21 protein-coding genes and 1 tRNA gene are annotated in these 21,709 nt (G+C 53.5%); 12 read left to right on the top strand and 10 right to left on the bottom strand.

What is annotated here, in order from left to right; translation table 11 throughout:
* Positions 1–109 precede the first annotated feature (109 nt).
* Positions 110–343 (bottom strand): hypothetical protein, encoded by a 234-nt coding sequence (locus ACP5D4_RS11155; protein ID WP_428011701.1) that lies wholly within the window; start codon positions 341–343, stop codon positions 110–112.
* A gap of 218 nt (positions 344–561) precedes the next feature.
* Here ACP5D4_RS11155 and ACP5D4_RS11150 point away from each other — a divergent pair, with 218 nt between their 5' ends.
* The 3 genes from ACP5D4_RS11150 to ACP5D4_RS11140 all read left to right on the top strand — a co-directional run bounded on the left by ACP5D4_RS11150 (position 562) and on the right by ACP5D4_RS11140 (position 3,819).
* Positions 562–2,670: a CapA family protein gene (locus ACP5D4_RS11150; protein ID WP_428011700.1), complete on the top strand. Its 2,109-nt coding sequence runs from the start codon at positions 562–564 to the stop codon at positions 2,668–2,670.
* A gap of 87 nt (positions 2,671–2,757) precedes the next feature.
* Positions 2,758–3,630, top strand: a complete 873-nt coding sequence (locus tag ACP5D4_RS11145; RefSeq protein ID WP_428011699.1) for an aldose epimerase — start codon at positions 2,758–2,760, stop codon at positions 3,628–3,630.
* Between the two features lie 117 nt (positions 3,631–3,747).
* Positions 3,748–3,819 (top strand) — tRNA-Lys (locus ACP5D4_RS11140).
* A 107-nt stretch (positions 3,820–3,926) separates the two neighbouring features.
* Here the strand turns inward: ACP5D4_RS11140 and tnpA are convergent.
* Positions 3,927–4,376 (bottom strand): IS200/IS605 family transposase, encoded by a 450-nt coding sequence (gene tnpA / locus ACP5D4_RS11135; RefSeq protein ID WP_428011698.1) that lies wholly within the window; start codon positions 4,374–4,376, stop codon positions 3,927–3,929.
* A gap of 16 nt (positions 4,377–4,392) precedes the next feature.
* On the opposite strand from tnpA, the gene ACP5D4_RS11130 reads away from it, so the two are divergent.
* Positions 4,393–5,727: an IS200/IS605 family accessory protein TnpB-related protein gene (locus tag ACP5D4_RS11130; protein WP_428011697.1), complete on the top strand. Its 1,335-nt coding sequence runs from the start codon at positions 4,393–4,395 to the stop codon at positions 5,725–5,727.
* 223 nt (positions 5,728–5,950) lie between these two features.
* Here ACP5D4_RS11130 and ACP5D4_RS11125 read toward each other — a convergent pair whose 3' ends face one another.
* The 5 genes from ACP5D4_RS11125 to psbH all read right to left on the bottom strand — a co-directional run bounded on the left by ACP5D4_RS11125 (position 5,951) and on the right by psbH (position 9,231).
* Positions 5,951–7,231 (bottom strand): DUF4912 domain-containing protein, encoded by a 1,281-nt coding sequence (locus ACP5D4_RS11125; RefSeq protein WP_428011696.1) that lies wholly within the window; start codon positions 7,229–7,231, stop codon positions 5,951–5,953.
* 410 nt (positions 7,232–7,641) lie between these two features.
* Positions 7,642–7,905: a DUF3146 family protein gene (locus ACP5D4_RS11120; RefSeq protein WP_428011695.1), complete on the bottom strand. Its 264-nt coding sequence runs from the start codon at positions 7,903–7,905 to the stop codon at positions 7,642–7,644.
* Complete coding sequence (gene pth / locus ACP5D4_RS11115; protein WP_428011694.1) at positions 7,902–8,528, bottom strand: aminoacyl-tRNA hydrolase; 627 nt, start codon at positions 8,526–8,528, stop codon at positions 7,902–7,904. Before pth ends, ACP5D4_RS11120 begins: the two co-directional genes overlap by 4 nt.
* A 129-nt stretch (positions 8,529–8,657) precedes the next feature.
* Positions 8,658–8,885: a TatA/E family twin arginine-targeting protein translocase gene (locus ACP5D4_RS11110; RefSeq protein ID WP_428011693.1), complete on the bottom strand. Its 228-nt coding sequence runs from the start codon at positions 8,883–8,885 to the stop codon at positions 8,658–8,660.
* 142 nt (positions 8,886–9,027) lie between these two features.
* Positions 9,028–9,231 (bottom strand): photosystem II reaction center phosphoprotein PsbH, encoded by a 204-nt coding sequence (gene psbH, locus ACP5D4_RS11105; RefSeq protein WP_063716160.1) that lies wholly within the window; start codon positions 9,229–9,231, stop codon positions 9,028–9,030.
* Positions 9,232–9,319: 88 nt separating this feature from the next.
* Between psbH and psbN the strand changes: the two genes are divergently transcribed.
* From psbN to ACP5D4_RS11070, 7 genes are all read left to right on the top strand, one after another.
* Positions 9,320–9,451, top strand: coding sequence for a photosystem II reaction center protein PsbN (gene psbN, locus ACP5D4_RS11100; protein WP_428011692.1), 132 nt, complete (start codon positions 9,320–9,322; stop codon positions 9,449–9,451).
* 249 nt (positions 9,452–9,700) lie between these two features.
* Positions 9,701–10,222, top strand: coding sequence for a bleomycin hydrolase (locus ACP5D4_RS11095; RefSeq protein WP_428011691.1), 522 nt, complete (start codon positions 9,701–9,703; stop codon positions 10,220–10,222).
* A 12-nt stretch (positions 10,223–10,234) separates the two neighbouring features.
* A complete protein-coding gene (gene corA, locus ACP5D4_RS11090) occupies positions 10,235–11,449 on the top strand; it encodes a magnesium/cobalt transporter CorA (protein WP_428011690.1) in 1,215 nt (404 codons plus the stop codon).
* A 107-nt stretch (positions 11,450–11,556) separates the two neighbouring features.
* Positions 11,557–13,083 carry a WD40 repeat domain-containing protein gene (locus ACP5D4_RS11085; RefSeq protein WP_428011689.1) on the top strand — a complete coding sequence of 509 codons (1,527 nt, stop codon included), beginning with the start codon at positions 11,557–11,559 and terminating at the stop codon, positions 13,081–13,083.
* Between the two features lie 45 nt (positions 13,084–13,128).
* The gene (locus ACP5D4_RS11080) at positions 13,129–13,425 is read left to right on the top strand and encodes an acylphosphatase (protein ID WP_428011688.1); all 297 of its coding nucleotides are present in this window, start codon (positions 13,129–13,131) and stop codon (positions 13,423–13,425) included.
* 313 nt (positions 13,426–13,738) lie between these two features.
* The gene (locus tag ACP5D4_RS11075) at positions 13,739–14,992 is read left to right on the top strand and encodes an FtsX-like permease family protein (RefSeq protein ID WP_428011687.1); all 1,254 of its coding nucleotides are present in this window, start codon (positions 13,739–13,741) and stop codon (positions 14,990–14,992) included.
* Positions 14,993–15,319: 327 nt separating this feature from the next.
* Complete coding sequence (locus ACP5D4_RS11070; RefSeq protein WP_428011703.1) at positions 15,320–16,012, top strand: ABC transporter ATP-binding protein; 693 nt, start codon at positions 15,320–15,322, stop codon at positions 16,010–16,012.
* Between the two features lie 97 nt (positions 16,013–16,109).
* Here ACP5D4_RS11070 and rpsU read toward each other — a convergent pair whose 3' ends face one another.
* Entirely contained in the window at positions 16,110–16,286 is a 177-nt protein-coding gene (gene rpsU / locus ACP5D4_RS11065; RefSeq protein ID WP_428011686.1) for a 30S ribosomal protein S21, read from the bottom strand.
* Positions 16,287–16,405: 119 nt separating this feature from the next.
* Positions 16,406–17,878 (bottom strand): glycoside hydrolase family 13 protein, encoded by a 1,473-nt coding sequence (locus tag ACP5D4_RS11060; RefSeq protein WP_428011685.1) that lies wholly within the window; start codon positions 17,876–17,878, stop codon positions 16,406–16,408.
* A gap of 46 nt (positions 17,879–17,924) precedes the next feature.
* Here ACP5D4_RS11060 and ACP5D4_RS11055 point away from each other — a divergent pair, with 46 nt between their 5' ends.
* Positions 17,925–20,087 carry a pentapeptide repeat-containing protein gene (locus tag ACP5D4_RS11055; RefSeq protein ID WP_428011684.1) on the top strand — a complete coding sequence of 721 codons (2,163 nt, stop codon included), beginning with the start codon at positions 17,925–17,927 and terminating at the stop codon, positions 20,085–20,087.
* A gap of 159 nt (positions 20,088–20,246) precedes the next feature.
* On the opposite strand, the gene ACP5D4_RS11050 is transcribed toward ACP5D4_RS11055, so the two are convergent.
* A complete protein-coding gene (locus tag ACP5D4_RS11050; RefSeq protein ID WP_428011683.1) occupies positions 20,247–21,704 on the bottom strand; it encodes a phospholipase D-like domain-containing protein in 1,458 nt (485 codons plus the stop codon).
* Positions 21,705–21,709: the final 5 nt, after the last annotated feature.

Genomic DNA, 21,709 nt, shown 5'->3' with positions numbered 1-21,709 from the left:
AATGCTTTCTCTAAGAAGCTTTCGAGACTTGCCACCTTAAGTGACCCGTACCGAATTTACCTGGGGAAGCCAAAAATCAAACTTAACCTAAAACGAGACATATCGAACGTTACCGCGAAGCGAGAACTGGAATCGATTGCGATTTCAACAGAGGAAAGAGGGCGAACTGCCGAGGGGCTTCTCGATCGATCTTCCCTTCCTCAACCGCCAACCGAAGACGTTGCAACGCATCGAGATCGGAAGTGGCATACGCCTTATATTGCAAAAACTGAGAAATCGAAGCTTCCGACGCAACGCTCAAGCACCCTGTCTGATACGCAGACTCTACTAATGTCTGAATCATAGCTACACGCTCGGTAAAATACACCCTTGTCCCCAGTATGGCTTCCCCTCGCCTCCCGAGAACCGATCGAAATCGATCGAAGTTGCGATCGCGATCGCTGACAAACCCCAAAACATGACAGACACGCCCGAACTGTCACAGAATTGACAGCAACGGTGCAAAAACGGGAAACCCTAAGAGTACAATCAATTGAAATCGTCGTAGAGGATAACAGAAATATGATTGCAGAGGTGAGTTTGCAGCCGTCGCTCGTCGAACTCGCCCGCTCGGGCAACTTCCACGCGATCGCCTACTGGCTGAACAGCCATCTCATCCCCGAAGGCATTTACGCCCGCGTCGGTGCCGCCTCGGCGGGGTGCGTTCGCATTCAAGTGGAAGTCCCGCCGTTACCGATGGATACCCTATGGCAAAAACGCCTGGTTCGCGCCATCTGCCATCACGTTTGGAAACTCAACTCCGACGCCATTAAAGGGGTTCACATCATCGCCCACTTCGCCGGACAAACGGAAATCCTCTGGAAACAGTCCGTTCGCATCGTCACCCCCAACCAACGCCAACGCCAAAACCACCGTTCTCCCCTCAACGCCCTCCACGCCGTCAAACGCTGGATTGCTCAAACCTATAAAGCCTTACGAATGCTATTGTTGGCGGGAACCGCCGCCGCTGCCTTCAGCTTTGGCTGTTGGATGAGTTATCAGGATTTACCGCCGCTGTTACCGAAACTTCCGGCGATGACCTCTACAGACATCATTTCCCGTCCGTCAAATTCCCTCGATCGCATCCAAGCCGCCCTCGAAGAAGTAGAGATCGATCGACAAGCCGCCAACTCTCCCGGTAACGGCGTCGTTCGCCTCACCTTTGGCGGCGATGTCGATCTCTCCCACTTCGATCCCTACGATCCCGGTCTTCTCAACGATCTCCCAAATTTCCAAGAGGCCGACGTTGCCACCCTCAACCTCAATCTACCCCTAACCGACGCCGATACGCCTCGCCCCAAAACCGACAACCGCAAAGCCGCCCCGGAAGCCGTCGAAGCCCTCCGCCAAGCCGGAATCGACGTGGTGAACCTGGCCAACGATCGCGTCATGGACTACCACATCCTCGGCTTAGACGACACGCTCAAAACCCTCGACGCTGCCGAAATCCACCACATTGGCGCCGGACGCACTCTCACGGAGGCTCGCCGTCCGAAAATTCTCGAAATTAAAGGGCAGCGTATCGCCTATTTCGGCTACAGCATTGGCGATCTCTACATCGCCAGTTCCGGACGTCCGGGGACGAACGCCGGGGAGGAAACCCGCATCGCTCAAGATATTCAAGCGGTTCGCGATGAGGTGGATTGGGTCCTCGTCAACTTCCACTGGGGGGCGGAATTAGCCAGCTATCCCGCTTCTTGGCAAATCGATCTGGCTCGCTTTGCCATCGATAACGGTGCCGATCTCATTGTCGGACACCATCCTCGAGTCCTTCAGGGGGCGGAACTTTACCGCAATCGCCCCATTGTTTACGCTTTGGGAGATTTGACGTCGGGAGAGGGAACGGACGCCGCGCTTCTCGAGGTGTCGCTGACGAAGGATAATATGACGGTGGAACTGCTCCCGGTGGAAACTTACGGCGATCGACCGATTTTAGCTCACGGCGATCACCGTCGGGAGATTCTCGATCGTTTGGAAGTGGTATCGAATCCCTTCGATCGCCCTTTTACTCAAGCCGTCACCCTCGACAAACGCCGTTCTGAGACGCCCGAACCTCCTCCCGAGACGGAATCCCCGTTACCGACACCGACTTGGGAGTTCGATCGATCCCTTCCCGATTTACCTTCGGCCGAAACCGACGATTCTTTCAATACCGACGATTCGTTTATTAACGATCCCTTCGTTGCCCCGGCGGGCGTTTCGCCCGAGACCCCTTCGACTTCGACCAATCCCTCTCACAATCGTTTGGTGGAATTTGGCAAAACCCTCATGGGTTATCCCGCAGAGGAAAACGCCGTCGAGTTTCCCCAACCCGAGTTTCAAGAGTCCAATGGCTTGGAAGCCTTGGAGAGTCGCGAAGAATTTGAGGGGTTTCAAGATAGCGAGGAATTTGAAAAACCGGAATTTGAAAAACCGGAATTTGAAGATTTCGAGAACTTCGAGGAAACTGACGACTTTTCCGAACCGATGGGATGGAAAACGCCAACGTTGCCCTTCGAGGTGGCGACGACGCCCCCACCCCCATCGAAACGGACATCGAAGCGATCGCGTCACGCTAATATCGAACTTCCGCCAATTCAGGCGAAATTTCGTGCCCCGCTGCCAACTTCTCAATTTCCCGTCATATCGTAGGATGAAAAGCGTAAGTTCGCTTCGATCGCCGTCGAGTTTCTTCCGCTCGATGCCGCTAGAAGCGTAGTGAAGGGCTAAACACGATCCATGTACGCGATCGAAACTCAAAAAAAACAGTATCAAACCTATATCCTCTGCGATCGCACCGCGAATTCCCAGGTTGCCATCGTTCCCGAACGGGGGGGACTCGTAACGCGGTGGACAGTTGGCGATCGAGATCTTCTATATTTCGACGAAGAACGCTTCGCCAATCCCCAACTGAGCGTTCGCGGGGGAATTCCGATTCTCTTCCCCATCTGCGGCAACCTTCCCGACAACCGCTATACTTACGACGGCAAAACCTATCACCTCAAACAACATGGTTTCGCGCGGGATCTGCCCTGGAACGTCGTCGATCGCAACACGGAGGATTGTGCCAGTCTCACCCTCGAACTTGTTAGTAGCGATCGCACGCGAGAAGTCTACCCCTTCGAGTTTCAACTGACGTTTACCTACAGACTTCAAGGCGACACCCTCGAAATCGGCCAACGCTTCACCAACCCCAGCGACGATCGCGTATTGCCCTTTTCCACAGGGCTACATCCCTATTTCCTCACCCGCGACAAATCTCAACTGCGGTTTCTCATCCCCTCGAAACAGTATTGGAACCAAATCGACGGTGCCTTACAAGACTTTCACGGCCAGTTCGACTTCGATCTCGACGAAATCGATGTCGCCTTCTCCCAACTCAGCAGCCACAACGCCGCCGTTTCCGACGAAGCCGGGGGATTTCAACTCAAACTGGAGTACAACAGCCCCTTCTCTACCCTCGTCTTCTGGACGGTACGGGGAAAAGACTACTACTGTCTCGAACCCTGGACGGCACCTCGAAACGCCCTCAACACGGGAGAACGGCTGATTCGCATCCACCCGCGATCGAGCCTGGAAATGCTCGTCCGCTTTCAGGTTCAGCCCCTTTGAAGCCAGACTTGAAACCCGATTTGAGACAAGATCCCAAAAAAATTTGAAAAACCCCTTGCAATCTCATTCAGATGTGCTAATCTAGTAAAGGTCTGAACAAAACAACCGGACGCCACCGGGTCGCTAACTCAACGGTAGAGTACTCGGCTTTTAACCGATTAGTTCTGGGTTCGAATCCCAGGCGACCCATTTTTCAGGAAACCGTGAAACGGAAAGAGTTTCTAAAAGACGCGCTGCGGTGCGTCTTTTGTGGTTTGAGCAAAACCGCCGCGCATCCTACGAATGAACGCGAAGCGTCATTCGCTAGTTAGCGGCGGGCGAAGTTTACGCGGATCGTCTTGATTCTCGATGTACCTTAATAAGGTCTCGATGTTAGCCCTGCCCCCCGTGGAAATCAAGGCATAAGCTCGATTCCAAAAGTGAGGCTTCCAGTAGAAAGGACGTAGTTGCTCGGCAAATTCCTGGCGCATCTTTCGGGCTGACACTGACTTCAAGTTTTTTACAAAATTAGACAACGTGACCGTGGGGTCAACCTCAAACAGCAGGTGTACGTGGTCGGGTTCGCCGCCAAACTCGAGCAATTCACCTCCCCATTTAGTCAGTAGGTCGGCAAATATCTCCTCTAACCTATCCAGCATTGGGGCGGACAGACACTCGTGGCGATACTTCATTGACAACACAAGATGAAAGGAAAGCCGATAAGCAGCGTGGTTCTTTGTTTTTAGCTTGCTAAAATTGCGAGACACGATCTACTATAGCAATATGGATAAGACCATTATACGCACAGACAAATGGCAATTACGCCCCTCGTCAAAAGCGCGACTTCAGCTTGAAGCGACAATTGACGAGTACCGCGCCTTCTGCAAAGCTCTGTCCTATGTCGTCATGGGACACTGGCCGGAACTGGTGGCAGCCAAAAGCTTCTGTGCGTCAGCCGAAAAGCTGATTCATCGCACCCGCAAGAATCCCGATCCGAAGTATGGTTACTTCGAGAAGCGGTTTTACAAATTTCCGTCCTATTTGCGAAGGGCAGCCATTGAATTCGTGAAAGGGCAGGTTTCGTCCTACCTGACTCGATACCGAGAATGGCAATCGGGTGTTCGGAAACGGCGCGATGCCAAGCCTCCTGTCTTCAACGTAGATGCTGGGTGCTATCCGGTTCTCTACAAAGGACAGTTGGTTAAATTCGAGGCGAATTTGCGGGTGGCACAGATTAAAGTCTGGAACGGCTTGGATTGGGTCTGGACTGAAGTGCCGATTGCCAGCCAGCGGCAGCGGCATCTAATCGGCTCCATCAAGTCTCCCTATCTGGTGGTTTCCCAGAAGCATTGTCATTTGGCAGTGCCTTTCGAGATTACCCCACCCCAATGGGAAACTGACGTGGTGTGTGCTGTAGATGTAGGAATCAATACCCTGGCTACAGCCTCGATCGTTTGTCCAGACGGCACTGTATTGGCTCGGAAGTTCATTCATCCGGCCTCTGACATAGACCGTCGAGACAAACAGGCCAACATCATCCGACAAAAGGCACGAAAGACCAAAACGTTGCACCGTGGATTTGCCAAGACTCCGTATCGCAAGGCAAAAGGCATCAACGCTAATATTGCTCAGCAGGTATCTCGGCAAATCGTTAATTTTGCCCTAGAGCATGGAGCCAGCACTATCGTCTTTGAAGACCTGAAGGGCTGGCGACCTAAAGGAGGCAGAAAGCGGTCAAACCTGAAGCAGAAGTTTCATGGCTGGCTGCATCGCCGCCTGGTGTTACTGACACAGGAGAAGTTTCAGGAAGTTGGGGGCAAAACCGAGTATGTTTCTGCTCGGGGTACGTCGTCTTGGGCTTTTGACGGTAGCGGCAAGGTACGACGCTCTAAAACTCAGTACGAGTTAGCCTTGTTTCCCAATGGAAAACGCTATAACGCCGATCTGGGGGCTTCGTACAACATTGCGGCTCGATACTTGGCTTACCAACTGAAGCTGACCCGCCGAAAGGACGGGCAGGTAGCGAAAGGCAGAAGTTCCTGCGCTACGCCGAGAATGCCGGCCACCCTCTCTCTTTTATGGGATTGGGAAGCTGCTCATGGACGCGAAGCGTCATGAGCGGAGCATTCACACTCCATACTTATCTCAAACAGCGGTTTCTCCCAACTCTGCTCTGGGCGTGAAGACTTACCTTAACCCGCGAGAAGTAACCCCCGCTCTACCCGAGAGGGTGAGCGTCGAGTCGGAATAGAACGAATCGAATCAATCCCCCCAGTGTCTCGAGACACTAGGGGGATTAAAAGGATCGAAGCGCGATCGAACTGGCTTCAGAGGAACTAGATTAGCTCATCCATTCCTCGACCGCTTCCTCTTTGGTATTAGTGTTGCGAGAGGGCGTTTCGCGCTCGAACTTCATGTGAATCGATCGCGTTTGTTCGCCGTCGGCCGCCACCGCCATAATCGGATAATCGATGAGTCCATCTTGGAAGGACATTTGGAAACGGAAAGTACCGTCGGGATTCAGCTTGATGGGACGACCGCCAATCGTCACCGTCGCATCGGGTTCCGTGGCACCGTAAACGATGAGTTCCGCATCGGCTACGAGCCAGAACTTGCGCGGACGCATCGGCGGCATAGACGCACTGAAGCCTACGCCAGACATTCCCACGCCGGACATGGTCAAACCGGACACCATACCGGAAGCCGTCGGAACTGCCCACATTCCCACGCCGGAAGGGAAGACGTAGGAACTGATGGCTTGTTCGGGAACTTGCTGCATGGAACCGAACAGCGACCCCGCCACCCGTTGCGCTTCGGCCGATTTGGCCATGCCGAAGATTTCGTCGTAGATGGGGTTTTCTCCCACCGGCGCCGGCGCCACTTTTTTGCTCGGAGGCACCAGTTCCACAAAGGTTTTACCTTGAAGTTCTTCTTCCCAGTTGACGGTGATGAAGACATCCTCAATCCAGTCGGAGGGATACACCGGGGGAATGTGAACCGGGACAGACCGCGCCAGAATCAACCAGCGACCGTCAGCGCAGCGATAGCCGATATCTACGATGTAGTCTCGATCGCTGACTGGAATCGGTAGATACCATTCCCGCGCCAGTTCGTCGCAAGGATACTCTTGAATACTGTGGGGACGTTGGTTGTTGAGGTCGATATCCGTCGAATCGTAAATGCGAAGGGCGAGTTGTTGTCCCCCTTGGCGGCGGAGTTCTTCTTTATGTTCGTTGGAAACGTCCCAATAGCAATAAGCCCATTGGGGATCGCGAGGCATTAAGACAATGCGACTTTCGCCGTAGCCGTCGGGTAAATCGGCTAACCCTTCATCGACGGAGGCCAGTTCGCCTCCGGTGCGATCGTCTTGACCGAGTTCGAATTTTGCCGCTTCCACTGCTTCCTGAGCCTCCAATTGACGAGATGTACTGCTGGGATTGGGTTGGGGTTGCTTGAGTTCTTGGGAAGATTGCCGAACCGTTTGTTCGGGTAAAACTGCTTGAATCGCGGCCAGTAGCTGAGACTTCCGCATTCGGCTATACCGAGAAATGCCGCACTCGCTGGCAACTTTTCGCAGTTGCCGCAGGGTCATTTCCTCCAGGGGGGGACGTTCTTGTGACATAGGGCTTTTAGGTCTATCTCGATAGGTTGTCAAATAATCTTGACAAACGAACGGAATTTTCGAGAGATGCCGAAAGTTTGCGATGAATTTGGGATCGCCGGGATCGCCCGACTAGGTATATCTTGCAGAAAACTCCCCGTATAGACAAGAGGCGAAAACAATTGATTTGAGGGGAGTTCACGGAATACCAGGTATTTTCGGGATCGTTATGTCATGAAATCTTGACATTAATACCTCGAGCTGAGGGGATCGATCGCCCTTAATGTCATGAAAATTTGATATTTAAGTCCCGGGGGTTGAGTTCAAAGACAAAGACCCCCGGCATCTCTGAGATACCGGGGGTGTCGTAGAGGGGGAGATGGGGAGCCAGGGAGAGGGGGAGAGGGGGAGAGAATTTCTCCTCATCCCATCTAAATATCCCCTAGAATCGTAAACCAGTAATCGCCCCCCGGTTCGAGTTGATAGTCCTGCTGTTCGAGGAAGCGTCCGAGGGGTTCTTGAATGAGAGCGCGTCCTTGAGAGGGTTCGACGACGAGGCGCGATCGCCGAAACTGCCATTGAAACTGCCAGGTAAATGCTCCCGCCGTCACTTCGCCGAGTAACAGTCCGTGATGCCACGAACAATCGGTGACGCGCACGTAGGCTGTGGTTTTGGGCAAACGGTTAGAACTCAAGCCGATTCTGCGAGATTGCGACTGTTGTACAGGCTCATCGCTTTTTCGACCCCCTCTTTCAGGCTGACTTCGATCGCGTCTCGAACGAGGTACAACACTTCAGAGAGGATTTCGTTTTCTCGAGGGGAAAATTTCCCGAGAACGTGGGACACCGAACCGTCAGCGGCGGGTTTGGGGCGACCGATTCCCACGCGCAACCGGGGAAAGTTCTGGGTTCCCAAGTGAGAAATGGTGGATTTCATGCCGTTGTGACCTCCCGCCGAACCGGCCAATCGCAGGCGAATGCGTCCCACGGGAAGATCCATATCGTCGTAGACGATTAAAACCGACTCGGGGGGGAGTTTGTACCAATTCACGACCGCTTGAATCGATTCTCCCGATCGATTCATGTAGGTGAGCGGTTTGAGCAGGCGAATTTTTTGGCCGGCGAAGGCCGTTCCTTCGCCGTATTCTCCTTTGAACTTGCGCTGTTCGCTGAGGGGGATTTGCCACGATCGAGCTAAGGCTTCGACAGCGGTAAAGCCGATATTGTGACGGGTGCGATCGTATTTCGGACCGGGATTTCCCAGTCCGACGATCAGTTGGGGGGTCAGGATTTTAGGCGGTGCAGAACTCGAGGTCATCGGGAAAAGCTGGTCAGGAGATCTCCTTAATCGATTTAAAATATTGGGAGTGTTATCGTGCCACAGGCGATCGATCGACAGCAAGAGACAACACTCTGGGGAACCGGATTCCCGATCGCCTCGATCGTCTTAGGCTTCGTCGGGTTTTTCGCTTTGGCTTCCTTGGGATTTTTGGGCGTTGAGTTGCTCGGTTTCCCGTTTCAGTTCGCTTTCAAACTCTTTCGAGGCGTCTTGGAAACTGCGAATGGCTTTTCCGAGGCTGCTGCCGATTTCCGGCAGTTTCTTCGGCCCGAAAATCAATAGGGCAATCACTAAAATCACGATCGCCTCTGGCAAACCAATCCCGAAAATATTCATAAATTCTGCTCTCCTGCAATTATCGCATCGCGGCCGGTCGGGGATAGCTCCCCGATCTCGTATATTGTACCGACAAAAAATCCCGGGCGAGCCGGGATCTGTCTGAGGATTTCAGTCGAGGTATCGAAACCGACGGTTCGACTTAGCGGGTTAAGTTGGCCCAATCCACGTCTACGCCTTCGATGAGCAGCGAAGAGTTGTAGATTTGCAGGATAATCAGCAAGAAGACGAAAAAGAGCAGCATGAATACGCCCATCAGAGGGGTCGTTCCCCAGCCGGGGACGACTTTCCCGTACTCAGAGTTCAAGGGTCTGAGAAGCTCGCCTAAACGGGTTCTTTGTGCCATGAGTTAACCTTGGGGTGAATTGGTATCTGAGAAAATTTTAAGTTTTCGTAATATTATAGGGGAAGAGTCCTCATTTTTGAATTACCCTATGGAACCCGCAACAGTTCTTAGCATTTCGATCGCGGCGCTCCTGATCGCGATCACTGGTTTCGGCGTCTATCTCTCCTTCGGTCCGCCGTCGAAACAACTGATCGATCCCTTTGAAGAACATGAAGATTGAGTCGATCGAGCCGTTTCGTTTGGGGACGGCTCCTCTTTTTGTCGAAGTCTAGGGCGTCGTCGTTTGACTTCCCCTTCCCCTCCCCTCGATGGCGCTACGTTCCCTCAATCTTGTAAATTTTTGCAAAAAACGCCTCGAAAAGCTTGACAAAATCCCCTCGGCTTTTATTTAAATGCGATCGCATCGTCCAAAAGTGACAGGCGATCGCCTCCGATAAATTTGGAAACCCCCTACCCACATTAAAATATCGTGTTTGACTCGTTCTCGAGAGCCGTCGCCGAAGCGGAAGCCCAAACCACCTACGTGGAACCCGAACGCCTCAGCCAACTGCGCCAATTCGTCGCTACCCGGCGAGAACGTCTAGAGGCGGTCAGCACGATCGGCCAAAAAGCCAAAGCCATCGTCACCCACGCCATTTCGTCGATGGTGGCAGAAAACCCCCATTTAATCCAAGAAGGGGGAAACTGTTACCCCGTATCGCGGATGGCGGCCTGCGTGCGGGACGGCGAGTTTATTTTACGCTACGTCAGCTATGCCCTGTTAGCTGGAGATGTGTCCGTTCTCGACGAGTGCTGTCTCTACGGCTTGAAAGAAACCTACAACGCCCTTGGGGTTCCCCGCCCGTCGGCAATCCGGGCGATCGTGGTGATGAAAAACGCGACCCTGGACGCCCTGGAAACCGCCCTCAGCGAGGCAGATGTTTCCGTGGCTGCGGCGTTGTCGGCGGAAGTCTCGCAATATTTCGATCGAGCCGTGACCGCGTTAAGTTAAAGCGGGCAGCTGGTGACGCGACCAGGCGCCAACCCCAACAGCGATCGCTCGACGGCCGAAGCGATACCTAGCCCTTTAGCAGACAGGGGCGGACGAGATCGATACGATGTGTCCATGCAAGAATACTTTCACGACGAACCGGGGAGCGCCCCCGGCACCTTGGTTTTCGAGAAAAACGGCGTCCCCGCTCGCTTGACCTTACTCGACTGTAGCGACGAGGAAATCACCTGGCGCGACAACATCGATCCCGAAGCCTGCAAACCCTATCTGACCACCGATTCCCTGTCTTGGGTAGACCTGCGTGGGTTGGGAGACGCCCAACTGTGGGAAAAAATGGAACGAGTCTTCGACTTGCATCCGCTGGTTCTCGAAGATGTGGTGAACGTTCCCCAACGTCCCAAAGTCGAAGAATACGACGATCGAATCGTGATTATCTCGCGCCTGGTGTTCCCTCGCGAAGACGGATGGGGCTTCGACAGCCAACAGGTGAGCTTCGTCCTCGCTCCCCACTACTTACTCACCGTGCGCGAAAAGATCGATCGCGACGACTTCGCCCTCGTGCGCGATCGACTGCGGGCCAACAAAATGCCCCACCACTCCGATCCCTCTCACCCCCGTCACGACTACCTAGCCTATTCCCTCATCGACGCCGCCATCGATGGCTTTTTCCCCGTACTCGAACAATACGGAGAACGCCTCGCCCACCTCGAAGAAGAAGTGGTCGTCACCCCGACGCCCCACACCCTGCAAAAAATCTACCGCCTGCGCCGGGAACTCCTGGAACTGCGACGGGCGATCTGGCCCCAACGCAGCGCCATTAGCCTCCTCAGTCGCAGCAGCAACAACACCTATCTCGACTCAGACGTGCGGCTGTACCTGCGGGACTGCTACGACCACGTCCTACAAGTGTTAGAAATGGTGGAAACTTACCGAGAACTGGCCTCGGGACTGATGGATGTCTATCTCTCGGCGGTGAGTAACAAAACCAACGAAGTCATGAAAGTCTTAACCGTCATTTCCACGATTTTCATTCCCCTGACCTTTCTCGTGGGCGTGTACGGTATGAACTTCAACCCCGAGAGTTCCCCGTGGAATATGCCAGAGTTGAACTGGTATTGGGGATATCCCGCCTTTTGGGGAATCACCTTAGCGATCGCGGCCGGATTAGTTGCCTTTTTCTGGCGTCGCGGCTGGTTCGAGACCACTTCCGGCTTAGAAGACGAGTGAACGATCGACCGCTTGATGGAACAATGGGTATAGATGCCCGCGCCGTGCCAGGGGCAACCCACACCCGCGCCGGAATACCCCGTTTAAACTTCTGATAGAACCGCTCGATGGACTGGACGACGCCCCTCAAAGCCCTACAAGCCGACTTTCAACGACGCCTCACTTGTGCCGTAGAAACGGGCGATTCGTCGTTACTCTTGCACTGCCCGAGATCGGGATTTCACAGCGAATACGTAGAAATTTCGGGCGATCGACTCTCCCAACTGCGAGCCTCCTGCCGTCGCCTCATCCTGCGCTCCGATCCGTCGATTCCCGTGCGCGAATTGCTCCGACAATATCTTAGAGAACAGTTAGGACGGGCGGCCTTAAGCGCCGTCCTCGACTCCGCCGTCACTCCCATCCCCTTCGATCCCGCCGCCGAAAGCCCAGAAGCCGCCTTTACCCTGGCCGAACGCCCCAAAATTCGCATCGCCGTCGAAACCGTTATTGGCGATCGATTGCCCGAATTGTCTCGCTCCCCCAACGCCCCCGACAGCGAAGTGGTCGTGTGGGTGTGGATTCGCGAACCCATCGACGAAACCTGTCAGGTGTACCGTCCGATTTTGGCGGGGTTTCTCCCGAGCGATCGCCTCAAAACTGCCTCCAAGTTGCCCTCACAAGCGTTGTTGTATATTGGCGGACTCTCCACCTGTTTAGAAGACCTCAGTACCTCCGTTACCCCCCTCTCTCAAGATTGGTTGCGGCCGGTGACGGGGGCCTCGAACTCCACCTATCCCCTGGCCGTCGGGGCTGATGGCGCCACCCTCGTCAGCGGCGGTTACGATGGCAGCCTGAAACTGTGGTTCGTCGGCGAAACAACCGTCAGCCGCGCCTTAGCCGGCCGGACTTGGTCGGTGGCCCCCGCCACGACGGGCAACTCGGGACAAGCCCTGTCGATTAGTTCCACAGACAAAGCCCTGCACCTCGTGCAATCGGGAAGCGCCCAGTTGAAGCGATCGTTCGCCGGCCACGAAAGTGGCGTGAGTGCGGTCGCCCTGTCTCCAGACGGCGCGTATCTCGTCAGCGGCGGCTACGAAGGTACGATTAAAATTTGGCACGCCGAAAGCGGGGACTTGTGCCGAGAAATCCCCGCCCATCAAGGGGTCGTGCGTCCCTTAGCCCTGTCGGCCAACGGGCAAGTATTTGCCAGCAGCAGCACGGATAAAAAGATTAAAGTCTGGAACTTGGCAACGGGGGACGCCGTGCGTACCGTCGAGGCGGCCTCCGAAAGCATCGCCGCTTTAGCCTTGTCTCCAGACGGAAACCTCTTAGCCAGCGGGTTTCAAGACGGGAAAATCGAAATTTGGCACGTGGCCAGCGGCGAACGAGTCCACTATCTCGACGGTCACGCTGGAACCGTGCGATCGATGGTTCTCAGCAACGACGGGCAACTCTTAGCCAGCGGCAGCATCGAACGAACCGTCAAACTGTGGGACTTGCAAACCGGAAAATTACAGCAAGTTCTCACCGGATATCCCGATCCCCTCATTGCGATCGCCCCCAACGCTAACGGTCGCCGCGTCGATTTGAGCCTGTTTCAACCCGTGCGCGAGAACCCATCGGACAGTTTACGACCCAGCGTCGTGAAAGAATAAGTTCGTTTACAAAAGTTGTCACCATTGGTCTGTTTGAGGAAGTTTATGACAGTCAACGAATCGACACAAACCCGCGTTCGCCTCTTGATTTCGGGAACCGTGCAAGGAGTGGGATTCCGCTACTCGACGCGCCAACAAGCCGAGCAGTTGGGACTCTCCGGTTGGGTACGAAATCGCTCCGACGGCCGCGTTGAAGCTGTGTTTGAAGGTAAAGTGACCGCCGTCGAGCAAGCCGTGGCCTGGTGTCGTCAAGGGCCGCTCTCGGCAGAAGTGACCGATTTATCCATTTCCTCAGAAGACCCCCAAGGACTGGCCCGCTTCGAGGTTCGCCCTACCGCTTGATGAGGTCATGAGGTAATGAGGCTCAGTGGTGCAGAAAACTTTTCGAGATCTAGGGTTGACAAAACACATAAGATATGCACTTAGATGTATGGGGATTCGATCGAGATCCCTGGCATCTCCGGCAGCCATTTACCGATCTGAGATTTGGCGGTCAACCCTATTCCCTTGCATATTTTTATTAAAAAGTCAATCCGCGAATGTGCGACTTTCAAATCCTCCATTACGCTAGAAGTAGCAGTACACTTTCCCCCGTAACATACAGGGTGAAAGCCTCACCGTCCCGCCCCTAAGCCCTCCCTCGAACACCTCGCGTATGGCCTCCATCGCTCGCAAAAACCTACTCGAAGATATCCCTCGCTTCCTCGTCGCCCAAGCCGGAATTTTGTTCGCCGTAACCCTCGTCACCGTTCAAACCGGGATTTTTCGGGGGTTTCTCAAATCGACAGCTCTCATCCTCGATAAATCGAACGCCGATATTTGGGTCTCCTCCGAAGAGATGGTGTATTTCGAGCTGACGCCGCCGTTACCGATGGAACTGTTGTTTCAAGCTCGGGAAATCGACGGCGTGGAACTGGCTGAACCGCTGCTGCTCTCTGGCGGTAAGTGGTACGAACCTGGGGGGAATATCGCGCCGCTGCGTCTGATCGGCTTCGATCCCGGTGGCGAACTCTTTGCCCCCTGGAACGTCGTAGAAGGTAGCGTTAGCGCGTTACAGGAACCCTATACGATCGTGGTCGATCGCTCTCAACTGGATTCCCTCAACCTCGAGGGAATCGGCCAATCTGGTCAGATTAACTCCCTTCCCGCCGAGGTAGTGGGACTGACAGAAGGAACGCAGTCGATCGCCTCGAGCGTTTTCGCCTTTACCTCCTTAGAAACCGCCAATACTTACGCGACGACGCAAATCGGTACCTCCGTCAGTTGTACGGTGGACGCCGATGGCAACATCGACTGTAGCAACACCTACGAAAAACAGTCCGAGTCCCCCACCGAAACCACGCCACCGCCGTCTCCCCGTCCGCTCAACCGCTCGGATACGATGACTCATCTTCTAATTCGAGCCGAGGAGGGGCGAGATTTGCAAGATCTCAAACAAAAACTCGAAGCCGCACTACCGGGAACCGTCGCCTACACGCGGGAAGAAATCGCCCAACGGACTCGCGACTACTGGCAAAAACGCACGGGTATCGGCTTCGTGTTGGGATTTGGGGCGGGATTGGGGGTCGTCGTTGGCATCGCCATCGTCGGCCAAATTCTCTACTCCTCCGTCTCCGATCGAATCAAGGAATTCGGCACCCTCAAAGCGATGGGGGCATCGGATTGGACCTTGTACCGCGTAATTATAGAACAGGCGCTCTGGATGGCAGTCCTGGGATACGTACCGGGTATGGTGCTGTGTCTCGGACTCTCGAAGTGGGCGGCTTCCTCGATGGGTATTATCATCCTCATCACGCCAGCCACGGCGGCGGGAGTCTTCGGATTGACGGTGATGATGTGCGTCGGCTCTGGCGTGTTCGCCATTCAAAAAGTGATGCGCGTCGATCCGGCAATTGTCTTCAAAGCTTAACCGTAAAAGTACGGGTTTTACGGTTTTCGCCTTGAAATGCCCTGAGAAATCGTTAAAGATGGAGCTACTTTTCCGATTTTTCCCTCACACGGCTGCCCGAACGCGAGGCGACATACCCTTGGTTCGCTGGCTCGATTTCGACCTCGATCGATCGTCTCGGGCAAAACGTCATTAGCTCGAAACGCTCTTCTCGCTCGTGCTAGAACCCACAAATCAATGATTGTTTCTCCAGTTAATATTCCGGTGTCTACTCAGAGGCCGACTTCGACCTCGATCGCAACCGTGCGAGACGTCAGCGAAACAGCTATCTCCGCTCGGGGAATTGAAATGTCCTTTCAAGCTGGCGATAAGACATATACCGTGTTGAAGGAAATCGACTTAGATATCGAACGCGGTCAGGTTCAACTGTTAATGGGGCCGTCGGGTTCGGGTAAAACCACCCTACTCTCGATTTTGGCAGGACTCCTCGCCCCCACCGCCGGAAGCGTCTATCTCCTCGGGGAAAATATCACCCAGATGTCCCGTAAGGCGCTGTCTCGATTCCGGCTCGATCGCATCGGCTTCATTTTCCAAGGTTTTAATCTCTTTCCCGCCCTCACTGCGGCGGAAAACGTGGAAGTCGCCCTCAACCTCAAAGGTATTCGCGGACGCAAAGCTCGTCTAGCGGCTTGCCAAATGTTAGAACAGGTGGGACTCGGGGATAAAACCGATAGCCTACCGCGCAATTTGTCCGGCGGTCAAAAGCAGCGCGTCGCCATCGCCCGCGCCCTCGTCAGCCAACCGGAAATGATTATGGCTGACGAACCCACCGCCGCCCTCGATTCTCAAAGCGGTCACGATGTCATGGCCCTCTTGCGTCGTCTGGCGAAGGAAGAAGGGGTCACGGTGTTGATGGTGACGCACGATACCCGCATTCTCGATATTGCCGATCGCGTCACCTACCTCGAAGACGGCCGGCTTCAGCCCTCTCCGGGACACCTCCACCGCCCGCGCAACGGAACGGATAGATTTGCCATCTAATCAGCCCTGACGAGGACAACCGATGAAACCCCGTAGCTGCGTATACAACGTGGCGACGGGGTTTTTTAAGCAAGCCTATATGGAGCTAACTGTTGGGTTAGCGAAAACGCTTTTTGCGACGCGCGATCGCCTTGCGTTTCTTTTTCTCGATCGGTGTTTCGTAGTGGCGACGACGCTTGATATCGGCAAAGATGCCAGCTTTGGAAACTTGACGTTTAAACCGACGCAGTGCGGATTCGATTTCTTCGTTTTCACCGACCAACACTTGGGTCATTCTATCGCCTCCTGTATCTAAGTTTCAGACTGCAAAAGAGTGCCGTAACGGCTTCAAAATATTATAACGGCAACTTAACCGACACAACCCGCCCTGAATCGATCGAAGCTATCGTTTCTTTAAGCAAAGAGACAACCGCTGCGCGGGGGTAACTCGAACGAAAGCAGGTCTCCTTCAACCTGTCGGGTTTTGGCGATCTCCTCGGCTCCAAACTGCAACGTCAGCGGGTTGCTTCGAGATTTGGCTTGGGGCGAAACGGCTTCGAGACGGACGCTTTCGGCTTCCGTTCCGGCGTTAACAGCAATAACGATCTCTTCGTCGTCCAACCGTCGAGAAAAAACGTAAACCATTCCTTCGGCTAACAGAACCCGATAGTCTCCGACGCGCAAGGCTTCGTAACGATGGCGCAGTGCAATCAGCGATCGATACCACTCGAGAAGCTCTCGATTCCAGTCTTGGGGTTCGGGAAAGGTGCGCCGACAATCGGGATCGTTACCGCCGGCCAAACCCACTTCGTCGCCGTAGTAGAGACAGGGGGCACCGGGAAAGGTCATTTTCAACAACACCGCCAGTTTTAAACTGTCGAGATCGTCGTCGGCTAGGGTCAGCAGTCGCGGCGTGTCGTGACTGTCGAGGAGGTTCATTTGCGTCAGTTGGATTTCCCAGGGATACAAGTCGAGAAGATTCTCGATTTTGGCGGCGTATTCTTGGGCGTCGAGGGGGGGATAAGGGTCGTATTCGTGGGGTTCGGCCAGGGCGCGAAGGACGCGATCGCCTGCGGTAAAGGCGATCGTCGGCCCGGTAAACAGGTAGTTCATCACCCCGTCAAATTGCGTCCCGTCGAGCCACTCTTGCGCGTCTCGCCAGACTTCGCCGACGATGTAGGCGTCGGGGTTGACGGCTTTGACGCGATCGCGAAATTCTTGCCAAAATCCCGGGGTTTTGACTTCAAAGGGAACGTCGAGACGCCAGCCATCGACGCCTTGGCGAATCCAGTATTCTCCGATTTGCATGATGTACTCCCGCACGTCGGGGTTATCGTGGTTGAACTGCGGGAGGGCGCGGTTTCCCACCCAACTGGCGTAGTTGGCGGGTTTTTCGCCGTCGTAAGCGGATACGGGCCATTTGACGACGCGAAACCAGTCTAACCAGGGGGAGTGAGGCCCGTGTTCGAGAATGTCGTTGAAAAAGTAAAAGCCCCGACTGGCGTGGTTGAAGACGCCGTCGATGACGATTTTCATCTGACGTTGGTGGGCGGCGTCGAGGAGCGCGTCGAAGGCTTCGTTTCCCCCTAAAATTGGGTCGATGCGATAGTAGTCGTGGGTGTGATAGCGGTGGTTGCTGGCGGATTGGAATATCGGCGTCAGGTAAATGGCGGTTACGCCTAAGTCTTGGAGATAGTCCAGTTTGTCGATGACCCCCCAGAGGTTTCCGCCTTTGTATCCTTGTAGGGTGGGCGGTTCGTCCCAGGGTTCGAAGGGTAGTGACGCTGTTGAAAGGTTCGATCGATCGTTGTTGCTTCGGGCGAAGCGATCGGGGAAGATTTGGTAGAACACAGCATGTTTTACCCAATCGGGGGTCTGTACTTGCATGACTCTCTATCTCGATCTGCTAGGGTTATCTTACCTGTCTGGTTTTGTGAAATTTGTTTTGAAAGGTTTGGCGATCGCCGCCGCCTTCGCGATCGCGTTTTTGGGAATTTCTAATACGGCGTTGGCGGATTCGGGAAGTCTCCCGCTGCTGACGGAGGAGATTTTTCGCGATCGCCTGGAGTCTCCTATTTTCCGCGACGGCGTTCCGACGGTGGATTTGACGGAGTTGGCGATCGATCTGCGTTCGGAGAAGGACTCGTTTGGCGATCGCTTTTTTGAGGATCTCCAGCAAAAGCTTTCTCAAGTCGATCCTCCGCTGGCGTTGGATTTGAGCGGTTCGACGGTTCGCGGAAGTTTCGATTTCGGACGGTTGGGAACGGAGGTTCCGCTTTACGGTTCTCGGGTGTCGGGGTTGTTGTCGGAGGAGGAACGAAAACAGCTCGATCGAGATCGACAGCGGTTGTCTCAGTTGCGTCAACTGTCGCGATCGATGTTATTGGAGTCGGATTTGTCGAAAACGGACGATTTAAAAGTTACGGTGTTTCGCGGACGCTTGAACTTTTCCCGAACCCGATTTCTTAACGATGTGGATTTGACGAATACGTTTTTTCTCGATCGCGTCGAGGGCGTCAGTGCTGTGTTTGCGGGAAAAACCAACGCTTCGGACGCCCGCTTCAGTCAAGATTTGCGCCTGACAAACGCTCGGTTTTTAGATACTGTTAGTTTTCGCAACAGCATTTTTTCCGGAGCTTTGAACGCCAGTAATGTCCAATTTGAGGGGACGGTTTCCTTTGCTGGGGCGACGTTTGAGAATTCAACGGATTTCCATCAAAATACTTTTAAAAAACCAACGGATTTCGAGCGGGTTAAGTTTGTGGGAAGTGCGGACTTTTCTAAAACGGAATGGCGCGATCGCGCTTGGTTCCCGAAAACCAAATTTGTTGATTTTCTCTTTTTGACTAACGCTAATTTTTTAGCGACGGTCAATTTTCGCGAAGCCCGGTTCGATTGTCCAGTTAATCTCCGAGGGGCGAGTTTGTCGGCGCTGGCAGATTTTAGCGATACGCAGTTTTCCCCGAAAGCCTATCTGAATCTCTCGAATTTAACCTTCGATTCGGATTCGGCAAAATTGACGGGAAATCCCGGGCAGATCGGGCGCGAAATCTCTATTCCTATTTTACAAGGAAATGAGAATTTATTGCGAAATTTGATTCGTAATTTTCGCGAACTCGAACAAATTGAAGATGCCAATCAACTGAATTATATAAAAGTACGTTTGGCACAAACAGAGTCGATTAAAAAGTTATTTGGCACGAATCTCAATACGGCGTCTTTTGAAAATTTGCGCGTAATTGGCTTTTCTAAAATGCAAGCCGCCGAACTCATCAAACGACGACAAAAACAACCCTTTTCCAGCGTTAGTGAAATTTTAGACTTGGATTCGATCGATTTATCCACCTATGTCAAAGTGCGCGATCGCCTGGTGGCCACACTTCCGCTCTCAAAATTCGGGATTTTAAAACTTATTTTAAAAATCGCTGGTATTAGTATTTTGTTAGTTTTGAGTCGATACGGAACCAGTTTTAGCTTAGTTTTCGGAGTTGGCGCGATTGGAATTGGCTATTTTGCGGTTTTATTTTGGGCGGTCGATCGCTTTCGACGCCGCCGTCCCAAACCCATCGTTCCCACATCTGAAGAAACCCTATGGATGTCGATTAGTTTTATCGTTATCGTGGGTTTGGGATTGATGGAAGTGTTTCGGAGTTCTCCTCAACCTTGGCTGACGCTGGGCTGTTTGACGACGGCGATCGTTCCCGTTCCTGGAATTTTACTGTTTAAAATATATCGAGACGGTCGCTATCACGATTTAATGGAATTATCCTATTTTGTTGAAGATGGGGGAATGCGACAGCTGCGCTTGACGATCGGACGTTTGCCGATTATGCCGAGATTTCCCTTTTTTCGCGATCGATTCGAGCCAATTCTATGCGATCGACGCTGGAATTGGCTCAACTATTACGATTTTAGTTTGAACAATCTATTCAAGTTTTGTTTTAACGATATTCGCTTGCGAGACCGACATCTTCCCGGTTTAATGAGTGCTTTGGCGTGGTATCAGTGGGGACTGGGCTTGCTGTACGTGACGCTGTTGCTATGGACTCTCTCCCGCACGATTCCAGGCTTGAATTTGTTCCTGTATTTGAAGTAAGCCGAAAACTCCATCTATTCCCAAAAATTTGGGTTTTAAAAACTCTGTCGTTTAAAAACTCTGTAGGTTGGGTGGAACGGAGTGGAACCCAACAACCACTCGCTCTAAATTTTTGAGATGCACCCTGGAGAAACGGCTATTTAAGATAAGGATTCCGTATTAAAGATTTGGACATTGACGCTCTCGATCGCGAATTCGATTTTCAACGCTCTCGGGAAGTCCTAAAATAGAATTCCCGTAGAGTCGATCGAACTCTCGCTCGAAATGCGCCGCAACAACCGGATTTTGAATCACCAATAGCGTTTCATCGTTCTGCACGTTAGCAGCGTTCGACCAATTATGAGACCCAGTAATGACCGTTCGATCGTCCACGATCGCGAATTTATGGTGTAACAAATCTCCCGGTGGAAGTTCGGGAACGCCAACCGTCGAAATCCCCTCCTCCCAAGGCTGGTTCTCCTCCTCGTACCGACATTGATTATCCGCCAGCGCCACCCCCAACATATCCAAACCTTCAGAATAGTTGCGATACGCAAAACTGGGATCGATGAGAGCGCGAACCGTTACGCCGTCTTGGTGACGCTTGGCGATCGCATCTGCGATCGCTTGTTCGGAAAAAACAAACAACGCCAGTTCGATGGAATTCCTGGCGCGACTGAGAGCTTGCGCGATGAGTCCGTTCGTCGTCGCCTCCCAAGGTAAACGAGTCGAAGTCGGCGAAAACTTCACCGATACCAAATTATCGCCGAGGGTGAGATTTTCCACCGGACGCGGCGGTTTCTGCAACCCGAACAAGCTATCGTCTTCTTGTCCGGGTCCGTCTCCCCACATCAACTCGAATTCTTGCGTGAAAATCGCCGCCAGTTCCGAACTCTCGATGCGTAGCAGGTGATTGGCGTTCCCGCGACTATCCGGTTCGTCGAGATCGCCGTGAATTCCCGACGGGGTGAAATTCGCCGATCCCACCAGCGTCGTTTGTCCATCTACCACGGCGAATTTATGGTGCATTAAACCGCTACCCTTGGAACCGTCGGCGGTGTCGTCAATGACCGGGATTCCAGCGTTGCGAAGCACCACTAAGGCGTCGTTTTGGCGGATTTCGGTGGGGGAAAGTTCCCCGTCTCCGTTTTCGTCAATCAGTTGAATTCCGTCCTCGTAGCGCGATCGCTGGCGTTCGTCGAACTGGCGCACTTCGGCGGCGGTGTAATCGCTCCAAGGACGACTGTAATTGTTTTCGAGAACGACGCGCACTTCAACCCCGGCTTGGTGGCGTTCGGCGAGGGTTCGCGCGATTTGCGGAAGTCGCAGTTCTTGAACGGCGATGTCGATGCGGCGTTCGGCTTGTTGCAGGGTTTCGACGATTTCCCGTTCCAGGTTGTCTCCGTCTCGCTGGATGTCGCGGTAGGGATCGCGGTAAGTAGCGGCGCGGTTGTGGTTGAAATAGGCGCGAACTTGGGGGTCTTGGGGAAGGGGTTCGAGACGCGGTTCGCTGGCGTTGGAGAACCAGCCCCCGATGCGATCGCACCCCATCAGGGTCAATCCTAGCAATCCCACGAGGCTCAGGCGACAGAGACGGAAACGGAAACGTTCGATCGAACGGTTTGACGAAACCAACACAACAA

Origin of the sequence: Baaleninema sp. (assembly GCF_049974805.1) — a bacterium.
In the GTDB taxonomy this organism is placed as follows: domain Bacteria; phylum Cyanobacteriota; class Cyanobacteriia; order Cyanobacteriales; family Geitlerinemataceae; genus Baaleninema.
The sequence above is the reverse complement of the archived record's forward strand: the minus strand, read 5'-3'. Positions and strand labels throughout refer to the sequence as shown.